The following is an 18573-nucleotide window of genomic DNA, read 5'->3' as shown; positions in this document are numbered from 1 at the left end:
TCAGTGACCCGGACTAGACTTCCCCGCTGTCCCCCCAGACTGTCCGCAGCCTGTCGCCGAGCGTTTCCGTTGGAGGCCCAAGCCGTGTCGAAGCCGCCCTTCACGCACCTGCACGTGCACACCCAGTACTCGCTCCTGGACGGCGCGGCACGGCTGAAGGACATGTTCAAGGCGTGCAACGACATGGGCATGACCCACATCGCCATGTCGGACCACGGCAACCTCCACGGGGCGTACGACTTCTTCCACACCGCCCAGAAGGCCGGGGTCACCCCGATCATCGGCATCGAGGCGTACGTGGCGCCGGAGTCGCGGCGCAACAAGCGCAAGATCCAGTGGGGCCAGCCGCACCAGAAGCGGGACGACGTCTCCGGTTCGGGTGGTTACACGCACAAAACGATCTGGGCGGCGAACAGGACGGGCCTGCACAACCTCTTCCGGCTGTCCTCGGACGCGTACGCCGAGGGCTGGCTCCAGAAGTGGCCCCGCATGGACAAGGAGACGATCTCCCAGTGGTCGGAGGGGCTCATCGCCTCCACCGGCTGCCCGTCCGGCGAGCTCCAGACCCGGCTGCGCCTCGGCCAGTTCGACGAGGCCCTGAAGGCCGCGTCGGAGTACCAGGACATCTTCGGCAAGGACCGGTACTTCCTGGAGCTGATGGACCACGGCATCGAGATCGAGCGCCGGGTCCGCGACGGCCTCCTGGAGGTCGGCAAGAAGCTCGGCATCCCCCCGCTGGTCACCAACGACTCGCACTACACGTACGCGCACGAGGCGACCGCCCACGACGCCCTGCTCTGCATCCAGACCGGCAAGAACCTCTCGGACCCCGACCGCTTCCGGTTCGACGGCACCGGCTACTACCTGAAGTCCACGGACGAGATGTACGCCGTCGACTCCTCGGACGCCTGGCAGGAGGGCTGCCGCAACACCCTCCTGGTGGCCGAGCAGATCGACACCAGCGGCATGTTCGAGAAGCGCGACCTCATGCCGAAGTTCGACATCCCCGAGGGCTTCACCGAGGTCACCTGGTTCCAGGAGGAGGTCCGCCGCGGCATGGAGCGCCGCTACCCGGGCGGCGTCCCCGAGGACCGCCAGAAGCAGGCCGAGTACGAGATGGACACGATCATCTCGATGGGCTTCCCGGGATACTTCCTGGTCGTCGCCGACTTCATCATGTGGGCCAAGAAGCAGGGCATCGCGGTGGGCCCCGGCCGAGGCTCCGCGGCCGGCTCGATCGTCGCGTACGCCATGGGCATCACCGACCTCGACCCGATCACGCACGGCCTGATCTTCGAGCGGTTCCTGAACCCCGAGCGCATCTCCATGCCCGACGTCGACATCGACTTCGACGAGCGCAGGCGCGTCGAGGTGATCCGGTACGTGACGGAGAAGTACGGCTCCGACAAGGTCGCCATGATCGGCACCTACGGCAAGATCAAGGCGAAGAACGCCATCAAGGACTCCGCCCGCGTCCTCGGCTATCCGTACGCGATGGGCGACCGCCTCACCAAGGCCATGCCCGCCGACGTCCTCGGCAAGGGCATCGACCTCGACGGCATCACCAACCCCACCCACCCGCGCTACAGCGAAGCGGGCGAGATCCGGGGGATGTACGAGAACGAGCCGGACGTCAAGAAGGTCATCGACACCGCCAAGGGCGTCGAGGGCCTGGTCCGGCAGATGGGCGTGCACGCCGCGGGCGTCATCATGTCCAGCGAGCCGATCGTCGACCACGCCCCGATCTGGGTGCGGCACACCGACGGCGTCACCATCACGCAGTGGGACTACCCGCAGTGCGAGTCGCTCGGCCTGCTGAAGATGGACTTCCTCGGCCTGCGCAACCTCACGATCATGGACGACGCCGTCAAGATGGTGAAGGTCAACAAGGGCATCGACCTGGAGATGCTCGACCTCCCGCTCGACGACCCCAAGACCTTCGAACTGCTCTGCCGCGGTGACACGCTCGGCGTGTTCCAGTTCGACGGCGGTCCGATGCGCTCGCTGCTCCGCCAGATGCAGCCCGACAACTTCGAGGACATTTCCGCCGTCTCGGCCCTGTACCGGCCGGGCCCCATGGGCATGAACTCGCACACGAACTACGCGGAGCGCAAGAACGGCCGCCAGGAGATCACCCCGATCCACCCGGAGCTGGAGGAGCCGCTCAAGGAGACCCTGGGCCTCACCTACGGCCTGATCGTGTACCAGGAGCAGGTGCAGAAGGCCGCCCAGATCATCGCCGGGTACTCCCTCGGCGAGGCCGACATCCTCCGTCGCGTGATGGGCAAGAAGAAGCCGGAGGAGCTGGAGAAGAACTTCGGCATCTTCCAGGCGGGCGCCCGCAAGAACGGCTACTCCGACGCGGCGATCCAGGCCCTGTGGGACGTCCTGGTCCCGTTCGCCGGATACGCGTTCAACAAGGCGCACTCCTCCGCGTACGGCCTGGTCACGTACTGGACCGCGTATCTGAAGGCGAACTACCCGGCCGAGTACATGGCGGCGCTGCTCACCTCGGTGAAGGACGACAAGGACAAGTCGGCCGTCTATCTGAACGAATGCCGGCGCATGCGGATCAAGGTCCTCCCGCCGAACGTGAATGAGTCGGTGCACAACTTCGCCGCCCAGGGCGACGACGTGATCCTCTTCGGCCTCGAAGCCGTCCGGAACGTGGGCACCAACGTGGTGGACGCGATCATCCGCTCCCGTAAGGCCAAGGGGAAGTACGCCTCCTTCCCCGACTACCTGGACAAGGTCGAGGCCGCCGCCTGCAACAAGCGCACCACGGAGTCGCTGATCAAGGCCGGTGCCTTCGACACCATGGGGCACACCCGCAAGGGCCTGACCGCGCAGTACGAACCGATGATCGACAACGTGGTCGCGGTCAAGCGCAAGGAGGCCGAGGGCCAGTTCGACCTCTTCGGAGGCATGGGCGAGGACGACTCCAGCGAGCCCGGCTTCGGCCTGGACGTGGAGTTCTCCGAGGACGAGTGGGACAAGACCTATCTGCTCGCCCAGGAGCGCGAGATGCTCGGTCTGTACGTGTCCGACCACCCCCTCTTCGGCCTGGAGAACGTGCTCTCGGACAAGGCCGACGCGGGCATCGGACAGCTCACCGGCGGGGACTTCTCCGACGGCGCCGTCGTCACCATCGGCGGCATCATCTCCGGCCTCCAGCGCAAGATGACCAAGCAGGGCAACGCCTGGGCCATCGCCACCGTCGAGGACCTCGCGGGCTCCATCGAGTGCATGTTCTTCCCGGCGACCTACCAGCTGGTGTCGACCCAGCTCGTCGAGGACGCCGTCGTCTTCGTCAAGGGCCGCCTGGACAAGCGCGAGGACGTGCCCCGGCTCGTCGCGATGGAGCTCCAGGTCCCCGACCTGTCGAACGCGGGCACCAACGCCCCGGTCCTCATCACCATCCCCACGGTGAAGGTGAGCCCGCCGATGGTCACCCGGCTCGGCGAGATCCTCAGCCACCACAAGGGCAACAGCGAGGTGCGGATCAAGCTCCAGGGGGCGCAGAAGACCACGGTGCTGCGGCTCGACCGGCACCGCGTGAAGCCGGACCCGGCCCTCTTCGGCGACCTGAAGGTGCTGCTCGGCCCGTCCTGCCTGACGGGCTGACCGACCGCCGGGTCAACGGGCCGCCCGCCCGCCGGGCCCACCGCCTGCCGGACCCGGAGCACCGCACGGCTGAGGGGCGCACCCGCATCGGGTGCGCCCCTCGGGTGTGCCTGAGCCCGCGTCAGTTGTGGCCGAAGCGGCGCTCGCGGTGCTTGCGGGCGACATCGCCCGGGTTCGCCTCGGCTGCGGACTTCGCCTGGGCCTCCATCGAGGACTGCTGGGCCTGCTGCTGACCGCGCTCGGCCTGGGCGGCGGCCTTCTGGTTCCGGTCGCGGTTCTTGTTCTTGGCCATATTGATCTTCCTCCTGCGAAGGATCGGGGGGCCAGGACGCGACCAGACTCACATATGCGTGACAATCGCGCATTTCGGGCACTCACCGTGCGTAATAGGGGCTGCCGGAGGGTACGGAGCGGATACGCCACGCCGAAGATCGAGTTTCGAGCCGTTAACCTCCGCGAGGTCGGGCAGACTCGAAGCGAACCCGAAGTGACCCCCAGGACCGCAGGTCCGCGGCCATGCGCCGGTGAGACCGTTCGGGGCACCCGTGGGGAGCTTTCGGGCAAGGCCGGGCAAGCCGGGCAACCTGGAAAGAGGGTGGATCGCGTGGACCGCTGCGTCGTCCTGGTGGACGCCGGGTATCTGCTGGGAGCCGCCGCGAGCCTCCTCGCGGGAGAGCCGTCCCGGTCCAGGATCACCGTCGATCACGCCGCGCTCATCCAGGGCCTGCGCGAGCGCGCCGAGTCCGACACCGAGCGGCCGCTCCTTCGCATCTACTGGTTCGACGGCGCGCCCGACCGCGTGCCGCAGCCGGAGCACCGCAGGCTGCGCGTCATGCCGCGCGTGACCGTCCGCCTGGGCGCCCTGACCCGCAGCGACGGGCGGTGGGCGCAGAAGGGCGTGGACGCCGCCATGCACGCCGAGCTGACGGAGCTGGCCCGCAACCGCGCCTGCTCCGACGTCGTGCTCGTCACCGGCGACGGCGATCTGCTGCCCGGCATGATGGCCGCCAAGGAGCACGGCGTCGCCGTCCACCTGTGGGCCGTCCAGGCCGCCGACGGCGACTACAACCAGTCCGAGGACCTCGTCGCCGAGGCCGACGAGCGGCGCGTCCTCGACCGCGCCTGGATCACCAAGGCCGTCCGCGCCAAGGAGCTCGGCGGCGTCTGCGCGCCGCCGCCGGTGCCCCGGCCCGAGATCGCCGCGATCCTCTCCGCGCCGCTGCCCGAGTCCGCCCTGACCGCCGCCTCCGCGGAGTCCGCCGAGCAGCCCGCGGCCCAGCACGCGGCCGCCTCCCCGCGCGCCCAGGAGAACGGCGACCGGGCCGCCAAGGGCGTCCCCACCCCCAAGGACCTCGCCGCCCTGCGCGGCCCCGGGCCCGTCCAGGCGGGCAAGGAGCACACGAGCGCGACCCTGCGCTGGTCGTCGGACAAGGGCTGGGTCGACCGCCCCGGCACCCCCTCCGAGTCCGCCGAGGCCGCCGCGCTGCCCACGCTCGCCCAGCTCACCACGGCCGAGCAGCGCTGGGCCGACCGCGAGGAGGACATCACCACCGTCGGCGGGGATCCGTACGAGGTCGGGCAGGTCTTCGCGCGCCGCTGGATGGCGCGCCTGCCCGAGCAGCACAACCTGCAGAAGCTGTCCACGATGTACCCGCGCATCCCGCACCGCGTCGACGGCGAGCTGCTGCGCTACGCCGCCCGCTTCGGGCTGCTCGCCCACAAGGACGACCAGATCGACGAGCACGACCGCTATGCGATCCGTGCCGGATTCTGGCGGGAAATCGACGTTCGTACCGCCGCCGAGCACGCGCCTGCCGGGGAGTGAGGGGTTTCGCGGGGCCCGCGGCGAGGGCCGGATAAGAACCCTCCAGGGGTTCGCGGCACGCCCGGACGGACGCGTGAGGCCCGCCCCGCGCGCCCCGCCGCGCGGCCGACCCCGTACCCTCGTCCTTCGTGAGTACGCGCGCGGCACAGGCAGTCCGAGGGGGGCTCCGGCAGGGGCACGGCAGCGATGCCGTCTGCGTGGTGCGCGATCTGGTCAAGGTCTACCCCGCCGCCCGGGGCAGACGCGGCAGGCCCGCGACGCCCGAGGTGCGCGCCAGCGACGGCGTCGGCATCCAGGTGGGCCGCGGCGAGATCTTCGGCCTCCTCGGGCCCAACGGCGCCGGGAAGTCCACCCTCGTACGCCAGCTGACCGGCCTCATGCGCCCCGACAGCGGCAGCGTCGAGGTCCTCGGCCACGACATCGTGCGCCACCCGGAGCTGGCCGCCCGGCTGCTCGCCTACCTCGGCCAGGAGTCGACCGCCCTCGACGAGCTGACCGTCTCCCTCGCCGTCGAGACGACCGCGCGCCTGCGCGGCCTCGACGCGGCCCGCGCCCGGGCCCAGCGCGACGACGTCCTCGACGAGCTCGGGCTCACCCCGCTCGCCTCCCGGCCCCTGAAGAAGCTCTCCGGCGGCCAGCGCAGACTCGCCTGCTTCGCCACCGCCCTCGTCGGGGAGCGGCAGCTGCTCGTGCTCGACGAGCCGACGACCGGCATGGACCCGGTCGCGCGGCGCGCGGTGTGGGGCGCGGTCGACCGGCGGCGCGCCGAGCGCGGCACGACCGTCCTGCTCGTCACGCACAACGTCATCGAGGCCGAGACCGTGCTCGACCGCGTCGCCGTGCTCGACCACGGCAAGGTCATCGCCTGCGACACGCCCACCGGCCTGAAGGAGAAGGTCGCGGGCGAGGTGCGGGTGGAGCTCGTGTGGCGGGAGCGGGCGCCCGTCGACGTCCCGGAGGTCGCCGCGCTGCGGTCGTCCGCCGTGGAGTCCGGGCGCCGCTGGACGCTGCGGCTCGCGCCGGAGGAGGCCAGGGCGGCCGTCGCCGCGGTCACGGGCGGCGGCGCCTTCGCCGCGCTCGACGACTTCACGCTGGCCACGCCCAGCCTGGAGGACGTGTATCTGGCCCTCGGCGGGCGCGGCGGGGACGGACTGGTGAAGGCGTGAGGGACCGAGCCGTGAAGCGTTGGGACGTCTGCAGGAAGGTTGTCCGTTGAGTGCCGTTCCCCTGGAGACCGTGATCCGGGCCGAGGACGACCGCGCGGCGGCGGTGGACGTGGCGGCGCCGCTGGGGCCGCGGGCCCGGATGCTTCCCGCCCTGGCCGCGGTCTACCGCGCCCAGCTGTCGCGGGCCCGGGTCGCGCGCATCCCGCTGCTCTTCGTCGCCACCTTCCAGTCCGTCGGCATCATGATCCTCATGCGCGGGGTCGTGGACGGCGGCGGCGAGGCCCGCGCGGTCGTGGCCGGCTCGTCCGTCCTCGTCGTGGCCTTCGTCGCGCTGAACCTGCTCGCCCAGTACTTCGGCCAGCTGCGCGGCGACGGCGGGCTCGACCACTACGCCACGCTGCCCGTGCCGCCCGCCGCCGTCGTGCTCGGCGCGGCCGCCGCGTACGCCTCCTTCACCGTGCCCGGCACCATCGTCACGGCGGTCGTCGGCTGCGGGCTCTTCGGCCTGCCGCTGACGCACCTGTGGGTGCTCGCCGCGGTGATCCCGCTCGCCGGTGCCGCGCTCGCCGGGCTCGGCGCCGCCCTCGGGCTGCTCGCGCCCCGGCCGGAACTGGCCACCCTGCTCGGCCAGATGGGCATGTCGGCGGCGCTCCTGCTCGGCGTCCTGCCCGCCGAGCGGATGCCGGGCCTCCTCCAGTACGCGCGCGACCTGCTGCCCTCCACGTACGGCGTCGAGGCGCTGGCCCGCACCTTCAGCGGCGACCCCGACTGGGGCGTCGTGCTGCTCGACCTCGGGGTGTGCGCGGCCGTCGGCGTGGTCTCGCTGACCGTCGCCACCTGGGCCTACCGGCGCGCGGCCGTGCGCTGACCGCGGGCCTCGTCCGTCCGGTGGCGCGGTTCTCAGGCAGAGCTGGCACCATGTGTGCGTGACCGCACCGCTGACGCCCTCCCAACCGCCGCAGCCCGAGCCCGAACACAATCCCTGGCAGGCGCCGCAGGCCTCCGCGCACGCGCCGGGGCCCGAGGCCGACACCTGGCACGAGGAGGGCGCGCCCGGCATGAAGCGCGAGATCGGGCAGGCCGCGGTGATCGCGGCCGCGGTGGCGGTCAGCGGCGTGCTGCTCGGCCTGCTGTGGCTGTGGCTGGCGCCCCGGGTGCCGCTGATCGCGGACAAGCAGGCGGTCTACCTCAAGGACACCGAGGGCGAGCAGGCCATCGGGGTCGACGGAACGTTCACCCTGCTGGGGCTCGCGTTCGGCTTCGTCAGCGCGCTCGTCGTCTTCCTCGTACGGCGGCGGGGCGGCATTCCGCTGGTCGTCGGGCTCGCCGCGGGGGCGCTGCTCGGGGCGGTGCTCGCCTGGAAGGTGGGCGTGTGGTTCGGGCCCGACACGGACGTGGTGGCGCACGCGCGGTCCGTGGGGCGGGGGGTCGTGTTCGACGCGCCGATGGAGCTGAACGCGAAGGGGGTGCTGCTCGCGTGGCCCGTCGCCGCGATGATCGTGCACCTCGTGCTCACGGCGCTCTTCGGGCCCCGGGATCCGGAGCCGTTCTCTTCCTACGGGGCGCGGCAGGAGCAGGCCTGAGCCCTCGCGGGGCTCCCCAATCCCGCCCCTTCCCGAACAAGGGGGCTCCGCCCCCTTGGACCCCCGGAAACGGCGCTCCGCGCCTCGTCCTCAAACGCCGGACGGGCTACTCGTAGCCCCTCCGGCGTTTGAGGAGCGGGGGTCTGGGGGCGGAGCCCCCAGGGAGGGCTCAGGCCGGGCGGCGGCCGTGGTTCGACTTGGATTTGCGTACCCGCCACTTCCGCTTTCTCGTTTTCTTCGACATGGGTGTGGTCCTAGTCGAGGATCGCGAGGGCGTCGAGGGGTCAATCACGCCCGATCGGGGCCAGCGTCGCCGCGGTGAGGGCGGCCAGGTCGGTGGGGGAGAGCTCCACCTCCAGGCCCCGGCGGCCCGCCGAGACGCAGATCGTGGCGTGGGCCGAGGCCGAGTCGTCCAGGACCGTGCGGAGCCTCTTGCGCTGGCCCAGGGGGGAGATGCCGCCGCGTACGTAGCCCGTGGTGCGCTCCGCCGCGGCCGGGTCCGCCATGACCGCGCGCTTGCCGGAGACCGCCGCCGCCAGGGCCTTGAGGTCGAGCGAGCCCGCGACCGGTACGACGGCCACGGTCAGCTCGCCGTCGACCTCGGCGACCAGGGTCTTGAAGACGCGGTCGGGGGACACGCCCATCGCCTCGGCGGCCTCGTCGCCGTACGAGGGGTGGGACGGGTCGTGGTCGTACGCGTGGAGGGTGAAGGCGACGCCCGCACCCGTGAGGGCGACCGTCGCCGGGGTGCCGCCCGTCTGGGACTTCTTCTGCTTCTTCGCCACTTCGCCTGCCCGTGGGGATGCGTCGGGATACGTCCGGGGTACGTCAGTTGAGGCTCGTCGCGCCGCGCGTCAGGTCCGTCGCGGGCAGCGACGGCAGATTGCGGATGATCGCGGTCTCGCTGCGCAGCAGCGTCAGCTCGTCGCGCAGCCTGGAGGCCGTGTCGGCGGCCTCCAGGAGGCGCTGCTTGGTGGGGGTGTCCAGGACCGCGGCCGCCGCGACCAGGTACGACACCACCGACGGGTCGTCCGGCAGCTCCGTGCCCGTCGACAGGGACCGCTCCCGCGCGCCCGCGAGGCGCTTCTGGTAGGAGCGGAAGGCCCGCAGGACGCCCTCGGCCAGGGCTCCCGCCTCGTCGCCGGGCTCCTCAGGCAGCGGTTCGAGCTCCGCCGTCAGATACGCGCCGGAGGCGTCGACCGAGCGCAGCCGCATCCGGGTGGTGCCGGTGGCGAGCACCTCGAAGCCGCCGTCCTCGCGCTCGCGGATGGTCGCCGCGTCCGCGACGCAGCCCACCGCGTGGAAGGCCCGCAGCGGGTCGTCGCCGAACCCCGCGGCGGGGCCCTGCTCGGGCCGGGTCGTCTGGTCGGGGAGGCCGGGCGCGCTCGGGGCGACCTCGCTGCCGTCGCGGATCGCCACGACGGCGAACTGCCGCTGGTCCTCGTCGGGAGACTTGAGCAGGTCGCGCATCATGGCGCGATAGCGCTCCTCGAAGACGTTCAGGGGCAGCACGAGCCCCGGGAACAGCACCGAGTTGAGTGGGAACAGGGGGAGCCGGACGGTCGTCACGAGCCGAAAGCCTAACGGCCGCCGGTGACCCCGCCGTCCGCGCGGCCGCGTCCGGACCGCAGCGGGGTGCGCGCGGCCACCTCGATGCGGACGCCGTCGCGCAGCTCCAGGAACTGTCCGAGCGGGTCGTCGGCGATCCGGTCCCAGGGGAACGAGGTCGCGTACGGGCCGATCAAGCGGAACTGGTCGAGCGCTTCCTGCCAGCGCTCCAGGCGGATGAGGACGTACGCCAGGAGGTTGCGCACCTCGGCCGGCCACGGGTCGGCGGGGGCGTAGGAGGCCGAGAGCGCGATGGCCAGGTCGGCGGCCCCGTCCAGGCGTTCGCGCGGCAGCCGGCCGCCGCCGCCCGCGAGGTACGCGAACGCGGCGCGCACCGGGAGCGCCTGTATCAGCGACCCGGGCAGCGCGTCCGCGGCGGCGCGCTCCGCGAAGTCGAAGCACTCGGTGTGCGAGCCGTACCAGGCCGCGGAGAGGTACATCAGCGCCGAGGCGTGACAGCCGTAGTGGTACGAGGAGCGGCGCACCGCCTGGCCCCACAGCTCCTCGAAGTCGGAGTGCGAGGCGTGGGTGCCGCGGGCGTGGTCGAGGGCCACGCGCCAGGGCACGGGGTCGCGCGGGTCGGCCGCGGCCGCCGCCGTGATCAGCGGGCTCACCTCGCGCAGGAGCTCGGCGCGCGCGGGCGACTCCCAGCCGCGCACGACCGCGAGCTCGGCCTTGAGCAGCAGGGCGTCCGGGTCGTGCGGGGCGACGGTCAGCCAGTCGTCGAACCACTCGGGCCGGGAGCGGGCGAAGGCGGCGAGGCGGGTGGCGTACCGGTCGCGGTTCTCCCACTCGGCGGCCTCGCGGGTGGTGGCGAGCAGCTTGGCGGCCGGGCCGTGGTCGCCGCGGCCCGCCGCCACGAGGGCCGGGCCGAGCCGGTCGTCCGGCACGTCGAGCAGCACCTCGTCGGCGGCGGGGAGGCCGTCGGCCAGCTGGGGGGTGTGCCGGACCATGCGGGCGGTGCGGATGAGGGCGCGCAGCAGCGGCATGTGCGGTCCCCCTCGTACGCCTGGACATTCTGGTGCGGTCGTTGCTGTTGACGGGTGGGGCGGAGGCTTGGTTGTGCGGGGCCGCATAACGGTTCGGCCGCGAATCGGGGGCTTCGCGGGCGGGCGCCGGGCCGTCAGTTCCTGCGGAGGAGGCGGGTCGCGCCCGCGGCGACCGTCGTGGCCAGGATCCAGCCCGTGAGGATCAGGGCCGCCGCGAACCACTGCCAGCCGCCGCGGAGCTGCCAGTAGGTGTCCTGGCCCAGGTCGATGACGGGCAGGAGCAGGTCGAGGGCGAACAGGGCCGGGTTCCAGTCGGGGTGCTCGCCCTCCTTGAGGGGCGGGTGGTCGGCGCGGGAGAAGGCGACCGCGCTCGCCGCCCACAGGATGGCCATCCACAGCGCGGCCCGCCCCGGCCGGTAGCCGTAGGCCACCGTCCAGTCCTGCGCGTACCCCCAGAGCTTGGCCGCCAGCGGCAGCGTCTCGCGGCGGCGGCGCTGCTTGGCGAGCAGGACCTCGCGGGCGTCGGCGTCCTCGCCGCCGTTGCGCAGGACGGCGGCGAGCTTCTCGTACGGCTCGGGGTTGTACTCGGCGGTGGCCGCGGCCACCCACTCCAGGCGCCGCGACAGCGGGAAGCCGCTCTGCGGGATGAGGTTCTCGTACGTGAAGCCGCCCATCTGGAGGGCGCCCGGGCCCGGCCAGCTCGTCGCCCGGTCCATCAGGTTGACGACGCGGGCGCCGGACAGGACGACCTTGCCGTGCTGCGGGGCCTCGCCGAGGAAGCGCAGCTCGGGCGTCTGCACCCGGCGCAGCGACACCTCCTGGTCCTCCTTGAGCGTGAAGCGGGCCTGGCCGAAGTCCACCGCGTCGCCGAAGCGCCCGTCGTCGAGGCGGATGCCGCCCTCGCAGCTGAAGCGCTGGACGCGGGTCCCGCGCGCGGGCGTCGTGCCGCTGGTCTGCGGCGGATTGCCGACCCCCGCGGGCGTCAGGTACAGGGTGCGCTCGACGGTGAGCTGCGGGGCGTTCAGGGCGTAGCGGCCGTACGGGTTGGCCAGGCGGCTGCCGCGCAGGCTCAGGCTGACGCCGACCTTCGCGCCGCGCAGGCGCAGCTCGCCGTGCGACTCCAGCATCTCGGCCTGGAGGTCCTGGCCGACGGTCATGCCGTCGGCCATCAGCGAGCGGGTGCGCCGGTCGCGGTAGACGACGGCCTGGTTGAGCAGCAGGTCCGTGCCGATGTGGGCGTCGGTCAGGCGCATGCCGTTGTGGATGCGGCAGCGCGGCAGGTGCAGATCGCCCTCGGTGTGCAGCCGGGCGGCCTCCAGGCGGGGGATGGAGCAGTCGACCATGCGCAGCGTGGTGAAGCGGGCCTCCGGCAGGAGGACCTCCTTCTCGAAGCGGCAGCCCTTCAGCTCCGTGTACGGCACCACCGTGCCGCCCGCGAGGTCCAGGACGTCCGTGATCTGTACGCCCGTGAGCTTCAGGGACGACACCCGGCCCGCGAGCGCGGGCGGCCCGTCGAGCAACAGCCACGCCAGGATGCGGGCCCGCACGCTGCGCTCGGGGCCCCAGGGGTGGGCGCCGTGCGGATCGTCGACCGTGGCGTTGCCCGACCGCAGGTCGTACACCGTGCCGTTGCGGAACGCCTGCCACATCCCGATCTCCGCGGCGGTCAGCCCGTCCGGCGGGTCGCCGGTGCCGGTGTCGTCGACCACTGGTGTCGTCCTCCCGTGGATGCTCTGGGGCGTCCGTGTCTCGTACACCTGTTCATGCCCGCTCCGTGACCGCCTGAACGCTAGTGGTGAACGGGGGCTCCCGGGAATTCGGGGCGGTGGGCCCCGGACGCCGCCCGGACATTCGGAACGAAGGGCTCCGCCGGTGGGCGTCGCGTCGCCGGGCCTGTCGCCGGGTCCTGGCCCGTCTCGTATCAGTGACTGATACGGCCGACCGGCCGCCCGCGGCCGTCTGCGAGAATTGGCCATGTGATCTCTCGAATCGATCTGCGCGGCGAGGCCCTCCCCGAGGGTCCCGCGCTGCGCGCCCTGCTGCCCCGTGCCGACTTCGACGTCGCGGCCGCCCTGGACAAGGTGCGGCCCATCTGCGAAGACGTGCATCATCGCGGCGACGCGGCGCTGATCGAGTACGCGGAGAAGTTCGACGGCGTGCGCCTGGAGCGGGTCCGGGTGCCCGCGGCCGCGCTCGCCGAGGCCCTCGCGGGCCTCGACCCGGACGTGCGCGCCGCCCTGGAGGAGTCCATCCGCCGGGCCCGCACCGTCCACCGCGCCCAGCGCCGCGCCCCGCACACCACCCAGGTCGTGCCCGGCGGCTCGGTCACCGAGAAGTGGGTACCGGTCGAGCGCGTGGGCCTCTACGCCCCGGGCGGCCGGTCCGTCTACCCCTCCTCCGTGATCATGAACGCGGTGCCCGCGCAGGAGGCGGGCGTCGCCTCCATGGCCCTCGCCTCGCCCCCGCAGGCCGACTTCGACGGCCTGCCGCACCCGACGATCCTCGCCGCCTGCGCGCTTCTCGACATCGACGAGGTGTACGCGGTCGGCGGCGCCCAGGCCGTGGCGATGTTCGCGTACGGCACCGAGGAGTGCGCCCCGGCCAACATGGTCACCGGGCCCGGCAACATCTGGGTCGCCGCCGCCAAGCGGTACTTCACCGGCCGCATCGGCATCGACACCGAGGCGGGCCCGACGGAGATCGCGGTCCTCGCCGACGACACCGCGGACCCGGCGCACATCGCGTCCGACCTGATCAGCCAGGCCGAGCACGACCCGCTCGCGGCGGCCGTCCTGGTCACGGACTCGGTGGCGCTCGCCGACGCGGTGGTCAAGGAACTGGAGCCGCAGGTCGCCGCCACCAAGCACGTCGAGGACCGGATCGTGCCCGCCCTGAGCGGCCGCCAGTCCGCGATCGTGCTCGTGGACGGCCTGGAGGAGGGCCTGCGCGTCGTCGACGCGTACGGCGCCGAGCACCTGGAGGTCCAGACCGCCGACGCCCCCGCCGTCGCGGACCGGGTGAAGAACGCGGGCGCGATCTTCGTCGGCCCGTGGGCGCCGGTCTCGCTCGGCGACTACTGCGCGGGCTCCAACCACGTGCTGCCCACCGGCGGCTGCGCCTGCCACTCCTCGGGCCTGTCCGTCCAGTCCTTCCTGCGCGGCATCCACATCGTGGACTACACCCGCGACGCCCTCGCCGAGGTGGCGCACCACGTGGTGACGCTCGCCGAGGCGGAGGACCTGCCCGCGCACGGCGCCGCCGTGAAGGCCAGGTTCGGCTGGAAGGTGCCGGGCCAGTGACGCGGATCGACGACCTCCCCGTACGGGACGAGCTGCGCGGCAAGTCCCCGTACGGCGCCCCGCAGCTCGACGTCCCCGTCCGCCTGAACACCAACGAGAACCCGTACCCGCTGCCCGAGCCCCTCGTCGAGCGCATCGCCGAGCGCGTCCGCGAGGCCGCGCGCGGTCTGAACCGCTACCCCGACCGGGACGCCGTCGAGCTGCGCACCCGGCTCGCCGCCTATCTGACCCGCACCGGCGGCCACGAGGTCACCCGCGCCCACGTCTGGGCGGCGAACGGCTCGAACGAGGTCATCCAGCAGCTCCTGCAGACCTTCGGCGGCCCGGGCCGCACCGCCATCGGCTTCGAGCCCTCGTACTCGATGCACGCCCTGATCGCGCGCGGCACCGGCACCGGCTGGATCTCCGGACCGCGACGCGAGGACTACACGATCGACGTCGAGGCCGCCACCACGGCCATCGCCGAGAACGCGCCGGACGTCGTCTTCATCACCACGCCCAACAACCCCACGGGCAACGCCGTGCCCCGCGAGGCCGTCATCGCCCTGTACGACGCCGCCCAGGCCGCCAAGCCGTCCATGGTCGTGGTCGACGAGGCGTACGTGGAGTTCAGCCACGGCGAGTCGCTGCTCCCACTGCTCGCGGGGCGGCCGCACCTGGTGGTCTCGCGCACCATGTCCAAGGCGTTCGGCGCGGCGGGCCTGCGCCTCGGCTATCTGGCCGCCGACCCGGCGGTCGTGGACGCCGTCCAGCTGGTGCGCCTGCCGTACCACCTGTCGGCCGTCACCCAGGCCACCGCGCTCGCCGCCCTGGAGCACACGGACACGCTCCTCGGGTACGTCGAGCAGCTCAAGGCCGAGCGCGACCGCCTCGTCACCGCGCTGCGGGACCTCGGCTTCGAAGTGACGGAGTCGGACGCCAACTTCGTCCAGTTCGGGCGGTTCGCCGACGCCCACCGCGCCTGGCGGCGGATCCTCGACCACGGGGTCCTCGTCCGCGACAACGGCGTGCCCGGCATGCTGCGGGTGACCGCGGGAACCCCCGCCGAAAACGACGCGTTCCTCGATGCGGTACGCGCACTCAAGAAGGAGCAGGGAGCATGAGCCGCCTAGGCCGTGTCGAACGGACCACCAAGGAGACCTCGGTCGTCGTCGAGATCGACCTCGACGGCACCGGCAAGGTCGACGTGTCGACCGGGGTCGGCTTCTACGACCACATGCTCGACCAGCTCGGCCGCCACGGCCTGTTCGACCTCACGGTCAAGACCGAGGGCGACCTGCACATCGACACCCACCACACCATCGAGGACACCGCCCTCGCGCTCGGCGCCGCCTTCAAGCAGGCGCTCGGCGACAAGGTGGGCATCTACCGCTTCGGCAACTGCACGGTGCCGCTCGACGAGTCCCTCGCCCAGGTCACGGTCGACCTCAGCGGCCGCCCGTACCTCGTCCACACGGAGCCCGAGAACCTGGCCCCGATGATCGGCGCGTACGACACGACGATGACCCGGCACATCTTCGAGTCCTTCGTCGCCCAGGCGCAGATCGCCCTGCACATCCACGTGCCGTACGGGCGCAACGCCCACCACGTCGTCGAGTGCCAGTTCAAGGCCCTCGCGCGAGCGCTGCGGTACGCGAGCGAGCGCGACCCGCGCGCCGCCGGCATCCTCCCCTCCACCAAGGGAGCGCTGTAAACCGCATGAACGGCATCTCCACCATGCTGCTCTTCGTCGGGCTCTTCCTGCTCGGCGGCGTCTACTCCTTCGCCAAGCAGAAGCAGTCCAAGAGCCTGATCACGCTGCTCTCCATCGGCGCGGGAATGTGCCTGCTCGCGGGCATCGTCCGCCTGGAGGTATGGAATTGACCTCCGCCGGATCCTCCAAGAAGGTCGTCGTCCTCGACTACGGCTTCGGGAACGTGCGGTCCGCCGAGCGTGCCCTCGCCCGCGTGGGCGCCGACGTCGAGATCACCCGTGACTACGACACGGCCATGAACGCCGACGGCCTCCTGGTGCCCGGCGTGGGCGCCTTCGCCGCCTGCATGCGCGGCCTGCGCTCCGTGCGCGGCGACTGGCTCGTCGGCCGCCGCCTGTCCGGCGGCCGCCCCGTCATGGGCATCTGCGTCGGCATGCAGATCCTCTTCGCGCAGGGCATCGAGCACGGCGTCGAGACCGAGGGCCTGGACGAGTGGCCCGGCACCGTCGAGCCCCTGAAGGCCGACGTCGTGCCCCACATGGGCTGGAACACGGTCGAGGCCCCCGAGGGCTCCGGGCTGTTCCGCGGCCTGGCCCCCGACGAGCGCTACTACTTCGTGCACTCGTACGCCGTCCAGGACTGGACCCTGGAGGTCGCGAACCCCGCGATGCGCGCCCCCAAGGTCACCTGGGCCACGCACGGCTCGCCCTTCGTGGCAGCCGTCGAGAACGGCGCCCTGTGGGCCACGCAGTTCCACCCCGAGAAGTCCGGCGACGCCGGAGCGCAGCTGCTGAAGAACTGGATCGGAACCCTCTGATGGCCCCTCTCACGGCCCCGAAGCTCGAACTCCTCCCGGCCGTCGACGTCCGCGACGGACAGGCCGTCCGCCTCGTGCACGGCGAGTCCGGCACGGAGACCTCGTACGGCTCCCCTCTCGACGCCGCCCTCGCCTGGCAGCGCGCGGGCGCCGAGTGGCTGCACCTGGTCGACCTCGACGCCGCCTTCGGCACCGGCGACAACCGCGACCTGATCGCCGAGGTCACCGGGGCCATGGACATCAAGGTCGAGCTCTCCGGCGGCATCCGCGACGACGCCTCGCTGGCCGCCGCGCTCGCCACCGGCTGCACCCGCGTGAACCTCGGCACGGCCGCCCTGGAGACCCCCGAGTGGGTCGCCAAGGTCATCGCCGAGCACGGTGACAAGATCGCCGTCGGCCTCGACGTGCGCGGCACCACGCTGCGCGGCCGCGGCTGGACCCGCGACGGCGGTGACCTGTACGAGACCCTGGAGCGCCTCAACGCCGAGGGCTGCGCCCGCTACGTGGTCACCGACATCGCCAAGGACGGCACGCTCCAGGGCCCGAACCTGGAGCTCCTGCGCACCGTCTGCGCGGCCACCGACCGCCCGGTCGTCGCCTCCGGCGGCGTCTCGTCCCTGGACGACCTGCGCGCCATCGCCGAGCTCGTCCCGCAGGGCGTCGAGGGCTCCATCGTCGGCAAGGCGCTGTACGCGAAGGCGTTCACCCTCGAAGAGGCCCTGGAGGCCGTGTCCCGATGACCGGCGTACGGCGCGTGCACGAAAGAGGGGGCCCGGAGGGCCTTCCTCAGAAGGGCGGTGGTGGGAGACGGGAGGGCCCCTGGGAAGAGGCCTTCGGTTTCGCACGCGCCGTCGCGGCGGGCGACCGGGTCGTGGTCGGCGGGACGACGGCCTTCCGGGGCGACGTCCTGCACGGCGAGGGCGACCCCTACGAGCAGGCCAGGACGGCCTTCGCAAACGCCCTCGAAGCGCTCGGGGAGTTCGGCCTCGGCGCCGACTCCGTGATCCGCACCCGCATGTACCTGACCCATGCGCGGGACGTCGACGACGTGGGCCGGGCCCACCGGGAGTTCTTCGACTCCGTGCGCCCGGTCACCACGCTCGTGGTCGTGTCCGGCTTCGTCGACCCGCGCATCCTGGTCGAAGTAGAACTCGAAGCATTCCGAGAAGTCCCCCAAGGAGCACCATCGTGACGCTCGCCGTCCGAGTCATCCCCTGCCTGGACGTCGACAACGGCCGGGTCGTCAAGGGCGTCAACTTCCAGAACCTGCGCGACGCGGGCGACCCCGTCGAGATGGCGAAGGTCTACGACGCCGAGGGCGCCGACGAGCTGACCTTCCTGGACATCACCGCCTCGTCCGGCAACCGGGAGACCACCTACGACGTGGTCCGCCGTACCGCCGAGCAGGTCTTCATCCCGCTCACCGTCGGCGGCGGCGTGCGCACCGCCGAGGACGTCGACAAGCTGCTGCGCGCGGGCGCCGACAAGGTCGGTGTGAACACCGCGGCCATCGCCCGCCCCGACCTGATCCGCGAGATCGCCGAGCGCTTCGGCCGCCAGGTCCTCGTCCTGTCGGTGGACGCCCGCCGCACGGAGTCGGGCACCTTCGAGGTCACCACGCACGGCGGCCGCAAGTCCGCAGGGATCGACGCCGTCGAGTGGGCCCACCGGGCCGCCGAGCTCGGTGCGGGCGAGATCCTGCTCAACTCGATGGACGCCGACGGCACGAAGGACGGCTACGACCTAGAAATGATCGAGGCCGTCCGCAAGCACGTCACCGTCCCCGTCATCGCCTCCGGCGGCGCGGGCCGCCTCGACCACTTCCCGCCCGCCGTGGCCGCGGGCGCCGACGCGGTCCTCGCCGCGTCCGTCTTCCACTTCGGCGACCTGCGGATCGGCGAGGTGAAGGAGACCCTGCGGACGGCGGGGCACCCGGTGCGCTGACCCGCCCCGCGGCCCCCGCCGCCCG

The 18573-nt window shown here is 72.3% G+C and carries 18 protein-coding genes; 13 read left to right on the top strand and 5 right to left on the bottom strand.

Features of this window, described 5'->3' with window-relative positions:
* The first annotated feature begins 84 nt into the window (after positions 1 to 84).
* On the top strand, positions 85 to 3624 hold the full coding sequence (gene dnaE / locus MQV74_RS12125) for a DNA polymerase III subunit alpha (RefSeq protein WP_242716842.1): 3540 nt from the start codon (positions 85 to 87) through the stop codon (positions 3622 to 3624).
* A gap of 121 nt (positions 3625 to 3745) precedes the next feature.
* On the opposite strand, the gene MQV74_RS12120 is transcribed toward dnaE, so the two are convergent.
* A complete protein-coding gene (locus MQV74_RS12120) occupies positions 3746 to 3916 on the bottom strand; it encodes a hypothetical protein (protein ID WP_170316405.1) in 171 nt (56 codons plus the stop codon).
* A gap of 312 nt (positions 3917 to 4228) precedes the next feature.
* Between MQV74_RS12120 and MQV74_RS12115 the strand changes: the two genes are divergently transcribed.
* The 4 genes from MQV74_RS12115 (at position 4229) to MQV74_RS12100 (ending at position 8198) form a co-directional block, all read left to right on the top strand.
* The gene (locus tag MQV74_RS12115; RefSeq protein WP_242716840.1) at positions 4229 to 5449 is read left to right on the top strand and encodes an NYN domain-containing protein; all 1221 of its coding nucleotides are present in this window, start codon (positions 4229 to 4231) and stop codon (positions 5447 to 5449) included.
* 128 nt (positions 5450 to 5577) lie between these two features.
* Positions 5578 to 6615, top strand: a complete 1038-nt coding sequence (locus MQV74_RS12110; RefSeq protein ID WP_242716838.1) for an ABC transporter ATP-binding protein — start codon at positions 5578 to 5580, stop codon at positions 6613 to 6615.
* Between the two features lie 46 nt (positions 6616 to 6661).
* The gene (locus MQV74_RS12105; RefSeq protein WP_374120608.1) at positions 6662 to 7483 is read left to right on the top strand and encodes an ABC transporter permease; all 822 of its coding nucleotides are present in this window, start codon (positions 6662 to 6664) and stop codon (positions 7481 to 7483) included.
* A 58-nt stretch (positions 7484 to 7541) separates the two neighbouring features.
* Positions 7542 to 8198 (top strand): DUF2567 domain-containing protein, encoded by a 657-nt coding sequence (locus MQV74_RS12100; RefSeq protein WP_242716836.1) that lies wholly within the window; start codon positions 7542 to 7544, stop codon positions 8196 to 8198.
* A 284-nt stretch (positions 8199 to 8482) separates the two neighbouring features.
* On the opposite strand, the gene ybaK is transcribed toward MQV74_RS12100, so the two are convergent.
* The 4 genes from ybaK to MQV74_RS12080 all read right to left on the bottom strand — a co-directional run bounded on the left by ybaK (position 8483) and on the right by MQV74_RS12080 (position 12444).
* On the bottom strand, positions 8483 to 8983 hold the full coding sequence (ybaK, locus tag MQV74_RS12095) for a Cys-tRNA(Pro) deacylase (RefSeq protein WP_242716834.1): 501 nt from the start codon (positions 8981 to 8983) through the stop codon (positions 8483 to 8485).
* Between the two features lie 43 nt (positions 8984 to 9026).
* Positions 9027 to 9767, bottom strand: coding sequence for an LON peptidase substrate-binding domain-containing protein (locus MQV74_RS12090; RefSeq protein ID WP_242716832.1), 741 nt, complete (start codon positions 9765 to 9767; stop codon positions 9027 to 9029).
* 11 nt (positions 9768 to 9778) lie between these two features.
* Positions 9779 to 10795, bottom strand: a complete 1017-nt coding sequence (locus MQV74_RS12085; RefSeq protein WP_242716830.1) for a hypothetical protein — start codon at positions 10793 to 10795, stop codon at positions 9779 to 9781.
* A 134-nt stretch (positions 10796 to 10929) separates the two neighbouring features.
* Positions 10930 to 12444 carry an oxidoreductase gene (locus MQV74_RS12080; protein ID WP_242728618.1) on the bottom strand — a complete coding sequence of 505 codons (1515 nt, stop codon included), beginning with the start codon at positions 12442 to 12444 and terminating at the stop codon, positions 10930 to 10932.
* Positions 12445 to 12771: 327 nt separating this feature from the next.
* On the opposite strand from MQV74_RS12080, the gene hisD reads away from it, so the two are divergent.
* The 8 genes from hisD to hisF are packed head-to-tail and all read left to right on the top strand — an operon-like array spanning position 12772 to position 18548.
* Complete coding sequence (gene hisD / locus MQV74_RS12075; protein ID WP_242716828.1) at positions 12772 to 14094, top strand: histidinol dehydrogenase; 1323 nt, start codon at positions 12772 to 12774, stop codon at positions 14092 to 14094.
* Entirely contained in the window at positions 14091 to 15197 is a 1107-nt protein-coding gene (locus MQV74_RS12070) for a histidinol-phosphate transaminase (RefSeq protein ID WP_242716820.1), read from the top strand. Before hisD ends, MQV74_RS12070 begins: the two co-directional genes overlap by 4 nt.
* Positions 15194 to 15787 (top strand): imidazoleglycerol-phosphate dehydratase HisB, encoded by a 594-nt coding sequence (hisB, locus tag MQV74_RS12065; RefSeq protein ID WP_242716818.1) that lies wholly within the window; start codon positions 15194 to 15196, stop codon positions 15785 to 15787. Before MQV74_RS12070 ends, hisB begins: the two co-directional genes overlap by 4 nt.
* A 5-nt stretch (positions 15788 to 15792) precedes the next feature.
* Complete coding sequence (locus tag MQV74_RS12060; protein WP_242716816.1) at positions 15793 to 15957, top strand: hypothetical protein; 165 nt, start codon at positions 15793 to 15795, stop codon at positions 15955 to 15957.
* Positions 15948 to 16604 (top strand): imidazole glycerol phosphate synthase subunit HisH, encoded by a 657-nt coding sequence (hisH, locus tag MQV74_RS12055; RefSeq protein WP_242716814.1) that lies wholly within the window; start codon positions 15948 to 15950, stop codon positions 16602 to 16604. Before MQV74_RS12060 ends, hisH begins: the two co-directional genes overlap by 10 nt.
* Positions 16604 to 17344 carry a bifunctional 1-(5-phosphoribosyl)-5-((5-phosphoribosylamino)methylideneamino)imidazole-4-carboxamide isomerase/phosphoribosylanthranilate isomerase PriA gene (gene priA / locus MQV74_RS12050; protein ID WP_242716805.1) on the top strand — a complete coding sequence of 247 codons (741 nt, stop codon included), beginning with the start codon at positions 16604 to 16606 and terminating at the stop codon, positions 17342 to 17344. Before hisH ends, priA begins: the two co-directional genes overlap by 1 nt.
* A complete protein-coding gene (locus MQV74_RS12045) occupies positions 17341 to 17796 on the top strand; it encodes a RidA family protein (protein ID WP_242716796.1) in 456 nt (151 codons plus the stop codon). Before priA ends, MQV74_RS12045 begins: the two co-directional genes overlap by 4 nt.
* Positions 17793 to 18548 carry an imidazole glycerol phosphate synthase subunit HisF gene (gene hisF / locus MQV74_RS12040; RefSeq protein WP_242716794.1) on the top strand — a complete coding sequence of 252 codons (756 nt, stop codon included), beginning with the start codon at positions 17793 to 17795 and terminating at the stop codon, positions 18546 to 18548. The genes MQV74_RS12045 and hisF overlap by 4 nt, the downstream gene beginning before the upstream one ends.
* Positions 18549 to 18573: the final 25 nt, after the last annotated feature.

The sequence above is a fragment of the Streptomyces sp. AN091965 genome, assembly GCF_022698285.1.
Classification (GTDB): domain Bacteria; phylum Actinomycetota; class Actinomycetes; order Streptomycetales; family Streptomycetaceae; genus Streptomyces.
Note: the sequence above shows the minus strand (reverse complement) of the source record. Positions and strands in the feature narration are given on the sequence as shown.